The 14,100-nt window shown below is 38.2% G+C and carries 15 protein-coding genes; 14 read left to right on the forward strand and 1 reads right to left on the reverse strand.

The features are described from left to right. Positions 1–19 precede the first annotated feature (19 nt). The 7 genes from J0A69_RS10200 to J0A69_RS10230 all read left to right on the forward strand — a co-directional run bounded on the left by J0A69_RS10200 (position 20) and on the right by J0A69_RS10230 (position 6,691). Positions 20–910, forward strand: coding sequence for an aldo/keto reductase (locus tag J0A69_RS10200; protein ID WP_206586452.1), 891 nt, complete (start codon positions 20–22; stop codon positions 908–910). Between the two features lie 86 nt (positions 911–996). Further along, positions 997–3,183, forward strand: a complete 2,187-nt coding sequence (locus J0A69_RS10205) for an acylase (protein ID WP_206586453.1) — start codon at positions 997–999, stop codon at positions 3,181–3,183. Between the two features lie 269 nt (positions 3,184–3,452). After that, positions 3,453–4,037, forward strand: a complete 585-nt coding sequence (locus J0A69_RS10210; RefSeq protein ID WP_206586454.1) for a hypothetical protein — start codon at positions 3,453–3,455, stop codon at positions 4,035–4,037. Between the two features lie 139 nt (positions 4,038–4,176). After that, positions 4,177–4,440 carry a TIGR03643 family protein gene (locus J0A69_RS10215; RefSeq protein ID WP_206586933.1) on the forward strand — a complete coding sequence of 88 codons (264 nt, stop codon included), beginning with the start codon at positions 4,177–4,179 and terminating at the stop codon, positions 4,438–4,440. A gap of 16 nt (positions 4,441–4,456) precedes the next feature. Further along, on the forward strand, positions 4,457–5,086 hold the full coding sequence (locus tag J0A69_RS10220) for a flavin reductase family protein (RefSeq protein ID WP_206586455.1): 630 nt from the start codon (positions 4,457–4,459) through the stop codon (positions 5,084–5,086). Next, the gene (locus J0A69_RS10225; protein ID WP_206586456.1) at positions 5,083–5,229 is read left to right on the forward strand and encodes a DUF2256 domain-containing protein; all 147 of its coding nucleotides are present in this window, start codon (positions 5,083–5,085) and stop codon (positions 5,227–5,229) included. Before J0A69_RS10220 ends, J0A69_RS10225 begins: the two co-directional genes overlap by 4 nt. After that, positions 5,213–6,691 (forward strand): cryptochrome/photolyase family protein, encoded by a 1,479-nt coding sequence (locus tag J0A69_RS10230; protein ID WP_206586457.1) that lies wholly within the window; start codon positions 5,213–5,215, stop codon positions 6,689–6,691. The genes J0A69_RS10225 and J0A69_RS10230 overlap by 17 nt, the downstream gene beginning before the upstream one ends. Before the next feature lie 385 nt (positions 6,692–7,076). Here the strand turns inward: J0A69_RS10230 and J0A69_RS10235 are convergent, their stop codons facing one another. Then, a complete protein-coding gene (locus J0A69_RS10235) occupies positions 7,077–7,466 on the reverse strand; it encodes a single-stranded DNA-binding protein (RefSeq protein ID WP_206586458.1) in 390 nt (129 codons plus the stop codon). Positions 7,467–7,744: 278 nt separating this feature from the next. Here J0A69_RS10235 and J0A69_RS10240 point away from each other — a divergent pair, with 278 nt between their 5' ends. From J0A69_RS10240 to J0A69_RS10270, 7 genes are all read left to right on the forward strand, one after another. Further along, positions 7,745–8,632, forward strand: a complete 888-nt coding sequence (locus J0A69_RS10240; protein WP_236032790.1) for an alpha/beta fold hydrolase — start codon at positions 7,745–7,747, stop codon at positions 8,630–8,632. 154 nt (positions 8,633–8,786) lie between these two features. Beyond that, positions 8,787–9,674, forward strand: coding sequence for a hypothetical protein (locus J0A69_RS10245; RefSeq protein ID WP_206586459.1), 888 nt, complete (start codon positions 8,787–8,789; stop codon positions 9,672–9,674). A gap of 127 nt (positions 9,675–9,801) precedes the next feature. Then, on the forward strand, positions 9,802–10,548 hold the full coding sequence (locus J0A69_RS10250) for a DUF6090 family protein (RefSeq protein ID WP_206586460.1): 747 nt from the start codon (positions 9,802–9,804) through the stop codon (positions 10,546–10,548). Positions 10,549–10,871: 323 nt separating this feature from the next. Then, complete coding sequence (locus J0A69_RS10255; RefSeq protein WP_206586461.1) at positions 10,872–11,333, forward strand: SRPBCC family protein; 462 nt, start codon at positions 10,872–10,874, stop codon at positions 11,331–11,333. 10 nt (positions 11,334–11,343) lie between these two features. After that, positions 11,344–11,775 carry a DUF1801 domain-containing protein gene (locus J0A69_RS10260; RefSeq protein ID WP_206586462.1) on the forward strand — a complete coding sequence of 144 codons (432 nt, stop codon included), beginning with the start codon at positions 11,344–11,346 and terminating at the stop codon, positions 11,773–11,775. A gap of 69 nt (positions 11,776–11,844) precedes the next feature. Further along, positions 11,845–12,207, forward strand: coding sequence for a DUF2200 domain-containing protein (locus J0A69_RS10265; protein WP_206586463.1), 363 nt, complete (start codon positions 11,845–11,847; stop codon positions 12,205–12,207). 164 nt (positions 12,208–12,371) lie between these two features. Beyond that, positions 12,372–14,096, forward strand: coding sequence for a tetratricopeptide repeat protein (locus J0A69_RS10270; RefSeq protein ID WP_206586464.1), 1,725 nt, complete (start codon positions 12,372–12,374; stop codon positions 14,094–14,096). Positions 14,097–14,100: the final 4 nt, after the last annotated feature.

A 14,100-nucleotide genomic window follows, 5' to 3' on the forward strand; every position in this document is an offset into this window, starting at 1 on the left:
ATAAACAAGTTAATTTTTTATGAAAAACAGTACGATTTCCGATTCCAATATTCAAATAACACCGATTGGCTTGGGAGGCATGTCGCTTCCGGAGGATTTTGAAACCAGTCAAAAAATAATAGATGCGTGTCTGGATCATGGAATTAATTTTTTGGATACGGCAGATTTATACCAAGGAGGATGGAATGAAGAAATGATCGGGAAAACGATCCAAGGAAAGAGAAGTTCTGTGGTTTTGGCCACAAAAGTTGGGAATCAACTAAGGCCAGATGGGAGTGGATGGGACTGGAACCCAAGAAAATCCTACATTTTGGAAGCTGTGGATAAAAGTCTGAAAAGACTCCAAACAGATTTTATCGACCTATACCAATTGCATGGAGGAACCATCGAGGATCCTTGGGATGAAACCTTGGAAGCCTTCGAGATTTTGAAAAAGCAGGGAAAAATCAAGGCATTTGGAATTTCTTCAATCCGACCAAATGTGATCAGAAAAGTTCTTTCAGATTCCAATCCTGCAACTGTGATGATGCAGTATTCACCTTTAGACAGAAGACCGGAGGAAGAAGCATTTCCTTTGATATCCACTACCCAAACAAAAGTTTTGGTACGTGGAAGCCTTGCCAAAGGTATGTTGATCAATAAAGCAGCCGGAGAATATCTGGATAGGACGAAAGAAGAAGTGCAAGCTATGAAGATTGCTATTCAGGAATCTGGTTTCTCTCCAGAGGCATTTTTGATCAAATTTGGATTGATGGAGTCTTCCGTAGGAGCTTTAATCATAGGGGCAAGTTCAGTAAGCCAAATCGAAAAAATGGCTCAAGGATACGAGGAGAGTATGCAAATTCCAGATCAGCTGATCATTGATTTTAAAGAAAAATTCAGTCCAAACTACTACCAACAGCATCGGTAAAATTTCTGTTGTCCACTGAAAACAAATAGTTTATTTTCGGCAACCCTGGATTTGATTCCTATAACCACCCAAATTTTAAAACAAAGATGAAGTTTCGATTACTCTATTTGGCATTGCCACTTTTGGTATTTGCCTGCCAACCTAAAGAACTCACTGAACAAGAACGCTGGGAAGCTACTGCAGAACGAGTAGAGATTATCCGTGATGATTTTGGCGTTCCGCATATTTATGGCGCAACCGATGCGGATGCAGTTTTTGGAATGCTCTATGCCCAGTGTGAAGATGACTTTAGGAGAGTAGAGCGAAACTATGTTTGGGCGACTGGTAGATTAGCCGAATTGGAAGGAGAGGAGGCGATTTACTCTGATCTTCGTGCCAATCTCTACATGACAGAAGCGGAGGCTAAAGCGGCCTATGATACAGCGCCGGACTGGTTGAAAAAGCTTTGTATAGCCTTTGCTGATGGGGTTAATTATTATTTAGCTACGCATCCAGAAGTCACTCCTCAGGTGATTACACACTATGAACCATGGATGCCCATGTTCTTCTCAGAGGGTTCCATTGGCGGAGACATTGAGCAGATTCCAACCCGAAGAATTGCTGCTTTTTATGGGGATAACCAATCCTTGGCTTTGAATGAATTTGGCAGTGGGTTAGATCCTGTGGATCTGACTGAAGAACCGAAAGGTTCCAATGGAATTGCTGTTTCTGGGAAATTAACAGAATCAGGAAATGCCATGTTACTTATCAATCCTCATACTTCTTTTTATTTCCGACCAGAAATCCATGTGGTCAGCGAAGAAGGCCTGAATGCCTATGGAGCGGTGACTTGGGGGCAGTTTTTTGTCTATCAGGGATTCAATGAAAAGACCGGTTGGATGCATACCTCCACAGGAGTGGATTTTATCGATGAATTTGTGGAGGATGTGACAGAGACAGAGGGAAAATTGACCTACAAATATGGAGAAGAAAGCAGAGCTGTAACCGAGCTTCCGATTACGATCAAGTATAAAGAAGGAAGTGAGATCAAGGAAAAATCTTTTACCATGTATCGCACGCATCATGGTCCAGTGACGCACAAACTCGATGATAAATGGGTTGTGACCAAAATCAATTGGGACCCAGTAAATGCTTTGACGCAAAGTTTTACAAGAACCAAGTTGAACAACCATGCGGAGTTTAAGGAAATGATGAACATCCGTACCAATTCCTCAAACAACACGGTATATGCTGATGCAGATGGGAATATTGCCTATTTCCATGGCAATTTTATTCCAAAGCGAAATCCAGGTTTTGATTTTTCTAAGCCAGTGGATGGTTCCGATCCGGCTTCGGATTGGCAAGGTTTACACACGCTAGATGAAAGCATTACTTTGCTCAATCCTGGAACAGGCTGGATCCAAAACTGTAATTCGACACCATACACTGCTGCTGGTGAGTTTAGCCCGAAAGCCGAAAATTATCCTGTTTACATGGCTCCGGAATCAGAAAATTACAGAGCTGTACATGCCGTTAGCGTATTAAAAGACGCCAATCAACTGACTTTGGATAAATTGATTGATTTGGCTTATGATCCGTATTTGCCAGCATTCGAAAAATTGATTCCGATGCTTTTGAAAGCCTATGACCAAAAAGGGGTGGGTGATCCGGAATTAACCGAACCGATGAAAGTTTTGGAAAATTGGGATTACCGCACGAGAAAAGAATCCGTGGCCATGTCATTGGCACATTTCTTTGGGATGAATTTTATGCGGAACCATGGAAATATCAATAACCTGCTTGAGTTTAATGCAGGAAAAGGAGAAATCCCAGCACCTGCAGCAACTGATCTTTTGGCAACTTTTAGAAGTACGATAGAGCAGATGAATGCTGATTTTGGTACTTGGAATACACCTTGGTCGGAGATCAACAGATTCCAGAGATTGACAGGGGCTATCGATCTGAAGTTTGATGATGATAAACCTTATGTGCCAGTTGGTTTAGCTTCAGGAACCTGGGGAGCTTTGGCAGCTTATGGAGCCAGATCCACTCCGGAAACCAAGCGTTTGTACGGTTATAGAGGAAACAGTTTTGTAGCAGTAGTAGAGTTTGGAGAAAAAGTAAAAGCCAAATCTATATTGGCAGGAGGACAAAGTGCTGATCCGAATTCTCCTCATTTTGATGATCAAGCCCAGCGCTATGCAGATGCTGAATTCAAAGACGTGGCATTTTATAGAGAAGATATCGAGGCTCGGGCAGAGGAGAAGTATCAGCCCGGCAAAAGGAATAAATAGAAATTAGATACTATAGAAATAGGCACTCCGCTGGTGGCGGAGAGCGAAATAAATTAAGATAGGATTTAGGGATTATGTTGAACTATAATTCTAAAAAATTAATATTCCGAGGGAATTGAATCTCTCGGATTTTATTTTTCAATGAAAATCAGATTGTTTAGTAAACGGAAGCTGCTAACGAAGAAAAATTTTCTCATTTTATGGTCTTAATTCTAAGTTAAGCCGGTGTTACTTGAAACGACCTTTTGCAAAGTGAATAAAACGAACATTTGAAGGGATTAACAAAAATACAAAGTATTGGAAATGGGATAATAAAGATGAAATTCAAAAGTCCTATAACTTTGGATGAATTCATTGTGCTCTTCGTTTTTGGAATAGTCTTGATCGCATTAACTATTCTCAATATCAATAAGGGAAAAACATTAATTGATAATATTTTAATTTTTGTTCCTGGAGTATTCGGGCTATTACTTTTGATTTGGTTTTTTGAACTGGTACTTCTCAATTTTCGAACATTAATAATCAATAAAAAGGCTGGAAATATTCTATTTAAAAAAGTGATTAGTAGAAAAACAGTTCCGATTTCTGAAGTGAGTCACGTTTTATTAGGTAAAAAGAGAAATTCAGGGATACGGAACAACAGTGGATTTAAAGGATCTGACACTATTACCACCTCAATCTACTTGCAGCTTAAGAACGGAAAGTTGGTAAATTTAATCCAAACGAGAGGTGTTAATATCTCAAACAAGAATGCTATAAATCAATTAAATAGTCACACAAAAATATCAGCTACTGAAATTGCCAACTTGCTAAATGTCAAAGTGAAAGTTGATAAAAATGATTTTTTTTGGTAGCAGTATTTTCTGTTAATTGGACTCAATCACCTTTAAAATCTATCTAGTCCTAAACATTTTTTTTCCTTTCGGCTTTATCTAATTAGAAATGAATTCAAGGGAATTTGTATCCTATTTTCCTTTTGAAGATCGATTTTATATGACAGATAGAGAAATAGACCGGATTATAGAAATGGCTTGGGAGGATCGAACTCCCTTTGAAGCAATCGAAAACCAATTTGGGATTTCGGAAGCCCAAGTAATCAAATTGATGCGAAAAGAACTGAAACAGAGCTCTTTCAAAATGTGGCGAAAGCGTGTCAATAGCGGCGTTAGCCAAAAGCATCTCAAAAAGCGAAGCATTGAAATCAACCGATTTAAGTGTTCCAGACAGAGAAGCATTTCCCTGAATAAAATTTCCTAGCGCTTTCCTCCATCACATGCAGTTAAAAAAAGAAGAACTAGAAAAGCTTGAGCGCAAGTTTAGGCTGAATCTGATCAATTCCATTTCAGGAATAAAACCGGCCAATCTGATTGGAACAAAATCTCCCAATCAAGAAGAAAACGTGGCGGTATTTTCCTCGGTGGTCCATTTGGGTTCCAGTCCCGCCCAACTGGGATTTATCATGCGTCCCCAAACGGAAGTTCCTAGAGATACCTATCCGAATATTATGGAGACGGGTTTTTACACGATCAATCATATTTCGAAATCCTTTATCAAGAAGGCTCATTTCACTTCCGCGAAATTGAAAAAGGGAGAATCTGAATTTGAGCGGATGAAATTACAACCGGAATACATAGCGGATTTTTATGCTCCCTTTGTGAAAGAGAGTTCTGTAAAAATCGGGATGAAACACCTGGAAAGCATTCCCTTGCCCAATGGTTGCATTTTTGTGATTGGATCGGTAGAACTGCTTGTTGTACCCGATCAGGTCATAAACTCGCTGGGTCAATTGGATTTGGAAAGCTATGATGGGGTAGGGATTTCCGGACTAAACAGCTATTACGGTTTGAATTTGCTCGAAACCTTTCCCTATGTACGGGAAGATGAAATCCCTGATTTTGAATGAAGAAATCTGATTTGCCTACCAAGATTTGCATGGTCTGCAAGCGACCTTTTTCCTGGCGGAAAAAATGGGAAAAAGACTGGGACGAAGTAAAATATTGCAGTGAACGCTGCCGAAGAAACAAATCGCATGGTACTAGCCATTAACCTTATTTTTCCACATCAGCTTTTTTCTTCCAGTCCTTTGTTGGAAAATAAGCATGAGGTTTACCTGATTGAGGAGTTTTTGTTTTTCAGGCAATACAATTTTCACAAGCAAAAGTTGGCATTTCATAGAGCTTCGATGAAAGCCTACCAAAGTTTCTTGGAGGAAAAAGGAAAAAAGGTTCACTACATCGCAAGCGACTCTGAGCTTTCCGACATTAGGAAATTTCAAAAAGAGATCGAAGAAAAGAAGATTACCGAGATCCATTTCATAGATCCAGTTGATAACTGGCTGGAAAAAAGATTCCGAAAAGCAGCCAAATCCTGCAAATTGACATTGCATGAGAATCCAGCATTTCTGAATAGCAAAAAAGAGCTTTCCAAGTTTTTCAAGCCTGATAAAAAATCGTTTTTCCAGACAACTTTCTACAAGCAGGAGCGGAAAGACAAAGAGATTCTCATGGATAAGGATCATGAGCCGGAGGGTGGAAATTGGACTTACGATACTGAAAACCGGAAGAAATATCCCAAAGGCAAAACCCCTCCTTCGATTCAATTCCCTGATGCTTCTGATTTTTGGGAGGAAGCTGTGACTTACACCAAAAAGCATTTTGGAGATAATCCCGGCAAACTGACCAAAGAGCCTATTTATCCCATCAATCAGCAACAAGCGGAGGCATGGTTGGATCAGTTTTTAGAAAAGAGATTTCATGAATTTGGGCCTTACGAGGATGCAATTGTTAAGGATGAGTCCTACCTAAACCACAGTTTGCTTTCTCCTCTGATCAATGTGGGATTGCTACTTCCGGATCAGGTATTGGATAAGAGTCTAGAATTTGCCAAAAAAGAAAAAGTCCCTATCAATTCTACTGAAGGATTTGTCCGGCAAATTATAGGTTGGAGGGAGTTTATCAGAGGGATGTATGAATGCAAGGGTACTTATTCCAGAACCCGGAATTACTGGGGATTTAAGCGAAAGATTCCAGCAAGTTTTTATGATGGAAGTACAGGTATAGCTCCAGTTGACCAAACGATCAAAAAGGTATTGAAAACCGGATATTGTCATCATATCGAGCGTTTGATGATTCTGGGTAATTTTATGTTACTCTGCGAATTTGACCCGGATGAAGTGTATCGATGGTTTATGGAATTGTTTATAGATGCCTACGACTGGGTGATGGTACCCAATGTGTATGGTATGAGTCAGTTTGCAGATGGGGGATTATTCGCAACGAAACCCTATATCGCTGGATCCAATTACCTGAAAAAGATGAGTGACTATCCAAAGGGTGATTGGGAGGAAATTTGGGATGGTCTCTTTTGGAGATTTATAGACGAGCATTCTGATTTTTTCCAAGGCAACCCAAGGTTATCGATGATGTATCATACTTGGAATAAGATGTCAAAGGATAAAAAAGAAGCGCATCTGAATAATGCCAAGGCGTTTTTGGGGAAGTTGAATTAAAGAGAAATACAGTAGAGATACAATGGAAATATGCTCACCGCCGGCTGGCGGATCGCGAAATATTTAGATAGCCCTTCTCGGGCAGATATTTTAAAGATATGGCTAAAGCCAAGATATTTCAGGGGATATCTCCGAAATACCTAGAAATACAGTAGAAATAAGCTTACCACTGATGACGGTAAGCGAAATACATAGAAATAGAGTTTTGACTAAGGTATTTCGCGAAGCGTATCTCGGGAGCGAAGCGACCTTATTTCGCCGAAGGCGTATTTCAGCGAAGCTGTATCTCGCTGTAGCCTTTCTCGCCGAAGACCAATTAAAAAATCCAATAAAAAAACCGGGAAAGTATTCTTCTCCCGGTTTTTGGTTTAGGATAATATCCATTTTAGAAAGGCAAATCATCCTCAGTTTCTTCAGCAGCTTCTGCGGAGATACTTGCTTTTCTATCACCCATCAAAAGGATGTTTTGTACGATGACTTCAGTGATATACCGCTTGTTGCCTTCCTTGTCTTCATAGGAACGGTTGCTAAGCTTGCCTTCGATGGCGATTTCCGAACCCTTGTCTGTGTACTTTTCTAGAAGCTGAGCTTGCTTGCCCCAGGCAACCAGATTATGCCAGGTGGTTTCTTCTACACGTTCACCTTTTTGGTTTTTGTAATACTCGTTGGTGGCGAGAGCTACCTTCCCTAGGGATTTGCCACCCTCTAGATTTTTGATTTCTACTTTGGCTCCTAGACGTCCGATTAGCTGTACTCTGTTTCTTAGCGTGTTCATAATGTTTGTTGTTTTGTTGTGAAAATTTGTTTTTCGTTTTCGCTAGAGGAATTCGATAAGCCAAAGTTGGGAGATGGCTATAAGTAGAGTCGGGAGTTAGTCGTTTGTATCCGTTTGTAGTCGTTTGTTGTCGGATAAGCTTCATTTAGAGGCTATTGAGGCGGATTATTATTGAAAAAAGTTTAGTAGGTTTAGTATAGAAAAATGTGACATTCGTATAAATGGGTGTTAGCGGTCATTGTAACGAACGAAACAAACCCACAGAAAAGTAACGGAAAATGAAACAGACAATAATTTTTGCATTAACAATTTTCACATTGACCTCGTGCAACAACAAAACAGAAAACACAGATAAGAGTATGGCGACAACAACAAACGATAGTTTGACTTTTAAAAATGGCTATTCCGAAGTGAACGGACTGAAAATGTATTTTGAAATTTACGGACAAGGCAAACCACTTGTTCTCATTCACGGTGGTGGTTCGACAATCCAGTCCAACTTTGAAAAAGTTATTCCATTATTTGCAAAAAATAGAAAAGTAATTGCGGTTGAACTTCAAGCACACGGACGGACAAATGACCGAAATGCTGACCTAACATTTGAACAGGACGCAGATGATGTTGCTACACTTCTCAAAAACTTGAAAATAGACAAGGCGGACTTTTTCGGTTTTAGTAACGGTGGGACAACTACTTTACAAATCGCTATTCGACACCCTGAATTAGTTGATAAAATAATTTTAGGTTCTGCACTTGCCAAACGTAACGGAGTTCCTGAATGGTTTTGGGGTTTTATGTCGCAAGCAAAATTGGAAAATATGCCTGAGCAACTAAAAGAAGGTTATAAAAAAGTTGCGGCTGACACAAATGGTTTACAAGTTATGCACGACAGAGATGCCAAGAGAATGGTAAACTTCAAAGACATTCCAGATGAACAAATTAAATCTATAAAAGCACCGACTTTAATCATCATTGGAGACAAAGATGTTATTACACCCGAACACGCAATTGAATTGCACAGACAAATTAAAAATTCTGATTTAGCAATTATTCCAGGCGGACACGGACAATACATTGGAGAAATTACAACAATAACACCCGACACAAAAGAAAGTGAATTTGTTGTGCCGATGATTGAAAAGTTTTTGAACAAATCGAAAGAATAAACAACGAACTGCCAACATTGTGTATAAGCAATAGCGGGTAAAGTGCTATTTTGAAATGTAAAACTTTAAATCAAAGGTAGGTACTATCGGATAGTTTAGTAGCTTGAAATCCGCTACTGCTCATACACTTGGCTATTGGGAGGAATTATATAAAATGACATTAATCGTAGCAAAAAATATCGATGGGAAAATCCAGATTGAATCTGACTCTCGTATAACAGATTCAAATGTTGTTAAAGCAAATCCACTGAAAGGATTAATTAAATTAATAATTTACCTACCTGAAGTATCAATAGCATATGCTGGGGATGTCAAATTTGCTGAAGAGGCAATCAATACTTTATATAAGTTAAAACCAAATTACTTAAATGATTTAGTAGGTATATTGATGGCTAGTCATCAAAAATCAATTGGCGAAACTGATTTTATTATAGCTACACTAGTAAAAGGAACTTGTAATCTTATTAAAATATCATCAGGAAGAATTGAGGATAATCTTCAAACGGCTTGGATAGGAGATATTGATGCATTTGAATTATTTCAAAAGAACTTTCATGAACTTAAAGGAAACGAGGAAGAGAATGTTAACATATTTTCTGAAGCGTTCAAAAAAACAATTGAAAATGAATCCTTGGAAAGTGTTGGAGACTTTCAAATTTCAGTTTTAACCACTGATAATAACTCTCATAAAGTTCCTGTGTTTATGTATCAGGAACGGATGGAGTTAACATCCGGAGGAACCATAAAACAAACAATACCTGCGGGGGAATCAGTGGCTTTATCATTTGGTAATGCTAGTAATGGATCTTTCGGTATCAGCTATTTCACAGCTACTGACCTTTATAAACAAGCAATTGGAGTCTATTTCTCAGAAGGCAATTTTGGTCTTCTATTCTTTCCAATGAAAAGATTGACTAACATTAAATTTCCAGAATTAACTGCCCAAGAGTTTATAGATAAAATAAAAAAGGAATATGGAGTTCCCATGAGAGGGTTTGAAAGGATGTCTGAAACTTCAATAAGGTTAATTGCATCAAATTAATAACTCCTCCTAACAACTGGTATAGTTCATGCCCTTGGGGACACGTACTATACCCAAACCGTTCTTCATTATTTTCAACTAATAGCCAGTGATAAAATTCATTAGAAAAATTCGACAAAACTTACTCATGGAAAATAAAACTGGGAAGTATTTTAAATATGCAATAGGAGAGATTGTCCTTGTCGTTATTGGAATCTTGATTGCTTTACAGATTAATAATTGGAATGAGCAAAGAAAAGATAACATAAAGGAACAAGGTTTACTTAAACAACTGCAAGAAGATTACCAATCCAATCTTTTACAATTAGAGGAAAAAATGGTAACCAGGGAAATCTCGCTAAATTCTGCAGTAAAACTTTTGAATGCCTTTGATGAATCTGATGGAGTTGTAAAAGATTCAGTAATTAAAGATCTCGCTAATATTAGACATGATCCGACATTCGATCCTATAAAAAATAACTTAACCAGTTCGGAGAATTTAAGATTGATTCGCAACAACGAATTGAGGCGTTTGCTATCAAACTGGTCGTCTGATGTAGTGGGAGTAACAGAAGTCGAAACGACTTGGAGTAATTTAGTGAATGAGCAATATCATCCAATTATCTCAGAATTAGGTTTGGGTAGAGATATCTATAATAGTTTTGTAAATGATACTGAACATAATTGGCTATTAGATAAGAATTCAAATTCATTTAAATCAGAAATTGGGATTTCAAAACTAAGTGCACCACTAAATGAAATGTTAATAAATAAAGAATTGGAATCTATGATTTCTGCATCTATTGTTTTTAATAGAGGTGCAAATCTGCAATCTGAGGCTTTACGACAAAGAATCTTGGAGATTTTAGAATTAATAGCAGAGGAAATTAAATAAGGAAAACAAAACAATAGCTAAGCAAATATCCTCTGTTTAACTGAATAAGAATAAGCTCCATCTTTCAATCCACGATTTTTTCAGGCTAGAAAATTCACGTTTTGAAAGCCGCAGATTTCTTGGCCAAGGCCGTTTCTCCAATGAAAATGAATAAACATGTTGAATTACGTTGGGGGATTTTTCTTTTGTCGGTACTCTTGGTGGCTTTTGGTCGATTAACAGTTTTTTTTATTCATCTCATTTCCCACCATTTCCAATTCATTGATTTTGTATAAATTAGATAGTTTTCATTCTGTCTTTTTTCTTATTTAATCCCCAAACCCATGGCCAGTGAAATGATTGTTGAGAAGTCCATCGTGATCGACCAACCCAAAGATGTTGTTTTTGACTACCTGAAGTTTTCCAAAAATATGGATCACTACAGTGTCTGGAATATGAAGGACCCCAATAAAAAAGCCGAATATATCGGAACAGATGGATCGGTTGGTTTTATCTACAAATGGGATAGTACTGATAAAAGTGTGGGTGCTGGCCAACAAAAAATCACCAATCTGATCAAAGGAGAGCGAATTGAATACGAGATGATTTTTGAAAGACCAATGAAAAATACCGGTACTTCGAAGTTTCTCATTTCCGAAGTAAATCCTAAACAAACTATGGTGACTTGGGATTTTCGGGGACCTACCAAATTTCCAATGAGCCTACTCAAAGGGATTTTCCAAAGAATGCTGGGCAAAGACTTAATGGCAAGTCTGGAAAACCTGAAAAAAATACTCGAAAAATAAGTTTTAGACTATGGCAAAAGAGAATAAAACCGTCGTAACTGAAGTCAGTATTGCTGATTTCATAGATTCATTTGTAGACAAAGAGCAGAAGAAAACCGAAAGCTTTGAACTGATCCAATTGATGGTAAAGTGCTCGGGTTTTCAGGCGAAAATGTGGGGTCCAAGTATCATTGGTTTTGGAATCCATCATTACAAATATGCTTCTGGCCATGAGGGTGACATGCCTTTGATTGCATTTTCTCCCCGTAAGGCTGCTTTCTCTTTGTACATCTATACCGATTCGGAAGAAAGTAAAAAGCTTTTGTCAGAACTAGGAAAGTATAAAATGGGAAAAGCCTGTATATACGTCAATAAGCTCGCAGACATAGATTTGAATGTCTTGGAGAAGCTTTGCAAAGCAGGGATTAATCATCTGCAAAACCATCCAGAGTCTGCCTGTTAGGGAAATAGAAAAAATTGTAAAAATGAAGAGGCCTCTAAGAAAGGTTGTAATAAAAACTGATTGAATCCGATGAAAACAACTCCGGAACACGATGCTAAAATTGCCAGACTGACTTTTGCCTCAGTCTATCCTCATTATGTAACCAAAGTTGAAAAGAAAGGAAGAACCAAAGAAGAATTACATCAGATTATAACTTGGTTGACTGGCTTTGATGAGAAGCAAATCCAGAAAATGATAGAAGAGAAGGTAACCTTTGATATATTTTTTGAGAAGGCAACCCTAAACCCAAATGCAGAACTGATCACGGGAGTAATCTGTGGCTATAGGATTGAGGAAATAGAAACTCCTTTGACCAGACAAATCCGATATTTGGATAAGGTGGTCGATGAACTCGCCAAAGGCAAAAAGATTGAAAAAATCATGCGGGAATAAAAGATTTATTCCATAAAATATCTGGTTCATAGGTGTTTACATTAATTTTTTATTAAATATTTTTGTAAAAACATTTTATAGACAGGAGATTGATTTTTTTAAATCGACTTTCTAAAAGAATGGTTTTAGGATTTGTATTTCAATTTTTTACCAAATTCTGACCTATGAAAATTCTAAAAATCTCAATTTTTTCTTCAGCACTTTTCCTGATTGGTTGCGAAGAAAAAACACCTTCGTTTGAGGCTCCAATCCTAGAAAATATTGGGGATTACAGTGTGTCTGTGACTACAGATTCGAAGTATTCCCAGCAGTTTTTTAATCAAGGGATCATCATGGCCAACAATTTTAACCATGCTGAAGCAGAAAGATCCTTTAGAGAGGCTGTGCGATTAGATCCTGATTTCGCTATGGGATATTGGGGAATTGCTTACGTCTTAGGTCCAAATTTTAACTCCTCAGATAACATGGGGGCAGTGAATGAAATCCGGGAAGCTGTGACCAAAGCAACCGAACTTAGCAGAAACTCTTCGGATTGGGAAAAAGCCGTTATTCAGGCGATCCAGGTAAAATTCCCAATGGATAATTCAGAGTCTGATGGTGAAGGATTTGCTAAAGCCATGAAAGATGCCTTTTTAAAATTTCCCGACAATTCTTTTGTTGCCACACTTTATGCAGAGGCAGAAATGAATTTGCACCCTTGGGATTTTTATGATAAAAGAGGAGGGGAACCAAGAGATTGGACTCCAGAAATTGTTGCTCTTTTGGAAAAAGTAATTTCTATTGATCCTAAGAATCCACTCGCAAATCATTTGTATCTGCATGCGACAGAAGCAAGTCCAGATATTGAAAAGGCCTTGGCAAGTGCAGAAAGACTTAAGACTTTGGTTCCGGCTGCCGGACATTTGGTACACATGCCATCTCATATTTATATCAATACCGGAGACTATCATGAGGGTTCAATAGCTAATGAAAAAGCAGTGGTTGCAGATAGTATTTACATCGCTGAATGCAAGGCCCAAGGATATTATCCTCAAATGTATTATCCACATAATTATCATTTCTTGGCAGCTACAGCAGCATTTGAAGGGCGAGGGGCAAGGTCATTGGAAGCAGCCTACAAAACTGCAAGTTTGGTGGATAGGCAATATTATCATGAGCCAGGGTATGAAATGGTCCAGCATTACCTGACGATTCCTTCCCATATCCTGGTGAAGTTTGGGCAGTGGGAGAAAATTATGTTGTTACCAAAGCCCACAGAGGATTTGATTTATCCGGCTGCTATTTGGCATTATGCCCGTGGAATGGCTTTAGTTAATCAAAATAAATTGGAAGAAGCCAAAGCTGAATTGGCTTTATTGAACGAGCTCAGTCAATCCCCTACGATTGCAGATCAGATGAATTGGGGGATAAATAAGGTGACAGAAGTCTGTAAAATATCTTCAAAGGTTTTGGAAGCTTCCTTGAAAGAAAAAGAAGGTGATTTAGACACCGCAGTTCAATTATTGATAGAAGCAATTACAATAGAAGACCAACTGAATTACAATGAGCCACCGGACTGGTTTTTCTCGGTGAGGCATGTTTTGGGAAATATTCTTTTGAAAAAAGGAGACTTCGAAAAAGCTGAGGAAATCTACCAAGAAGACCTTTATAATTGGCCGAAAAATGGATTTGCACTGAGTGGACTTTATGAGAGTTTAATGGCCCAAAACAAATCTGAAGAAGCAGAATCAGTCAAAAATCTATTTGTCGAATCTTGGAAATATGCGGATACGGAATTGAAGGCTTCTATGGTAGATCCTGATAAGCGAAAAGATTTAGCCTTGAAAATTGACCAGAATTCTCCCTCAGACTTAATTTATTTGGCGGCAGCAGCATGTGTTACAAAGTAATTTG

The sequence above is a fragment of the Algoriphagus pacificus genome, from assembly GCF_017254845.1.
GTDB classification, from domain to species: Bacteria; Bacteroidota; Bacteroidia; order Cytophagales; family Cyclobacteriaceae; genus Algoriphagus; species Algoriphagus pacificus.

Excerpts from the sequence above, each read along its gene's own strand:
- J0A69_RS10205 (WP_206586453.1), top strand. The coding sequence starts at position 997 with ATGAAGTTTCGATTACTCTATTTGGCATTGCCACTTTTGGTATTTGCC.
- J0A69_RS10200 (WP_206586452.1), top strand. The coding sequence starts at position 20 with ATGAAAAACAGTACGATTTCCGATTCCAATATTCAAATAACACCGATT.
- J0A69_RS10245 (WP_206586459.1), top strand. The coding sequence starts at position 8,787 with ATGACATTAATCGTAGCAAAAAATATCGATGGGAAAATCCAGATTGAA.
- J0A69_RS10270 (WP_206586464.1), top strand. The coding sequence starts at position 12,372 with ATGAAAATTCTAAAAATCTCAATTTTTTCTTCAGCACTTTTCCTGATT.
- J0A69_RS10215 (WP_206586933.1), top strand. The coding sequence starts at position 4,177 with ATGACAGATAGAGAAATAGACCGGATTATAGAAATGGCTTGGGAGGAT.
- J0A69_RS10220 (WP_206586455.1), top strand. The coding sequence starts at position 4,457 with ATGCAGTTAAAAAAAGAAGAACTAGAAAAGCTTGAGCGCAAGTTTAGG.
- J0A69_RS10250 (WP_206586460.1), top strand. The coding sequence starts at position 9,802 with ATGGAAAATAAAACTGGGAAGTATTTTAAATATGCAATAGGAGAGATT.
- J0A69_RS10225 (WP_206586456.1), top strand. The coding sequence starts at position 5,083 with ATGAAGAAATCTGATTTGCCTACCAAGATTTGCATGGTCTGCAAGCGA.
- J0A69_RS10255 (WP_206586461.1), top strand. The coding sequence starts at position 10,872 with ATGGCCAGTGAAATGATTGTTGAGAAGTCCATCGTGATCGACCAACCC.
- J0A69_RS10230 (WP_206586457.1), top strand. The coding sequence starts at position 5,213 with ATGGTACTAGCCATTAACCTTATTTTTCCACATCAGCTTTTTTCTTCC.
- J0A69_RS10235 (WP_206586458.1), bottom strand. The coding sequence starts at position 7,466 with ATGAACACGCTAAGAAACAGAGTACAGCTAATCGGACGTCTAGGAGCC.
- J0A69_RS10260 (WP_206586462.1), top strand. The coding sequence starts at position 11,344 with ATGGCAAAAGAGAATAAAACCGTCGTAACTGAAGTCAGTATTGCTGAT.
- J0A69_RS10265 (WP_206586463.1), top strand. The coding sequence starts at position 11,845 with ATGAAAACAACTCCGGAACACGATGCTAAAATTGCCAGACTGACTTTT.
- J0A69_RS10240 (WP_236032790.1), top strand. The coding sequence starts at position 7,745 with ATGAAACAGACAATAATTTTTGCATTAACAATTTTCACATTGACCTCG.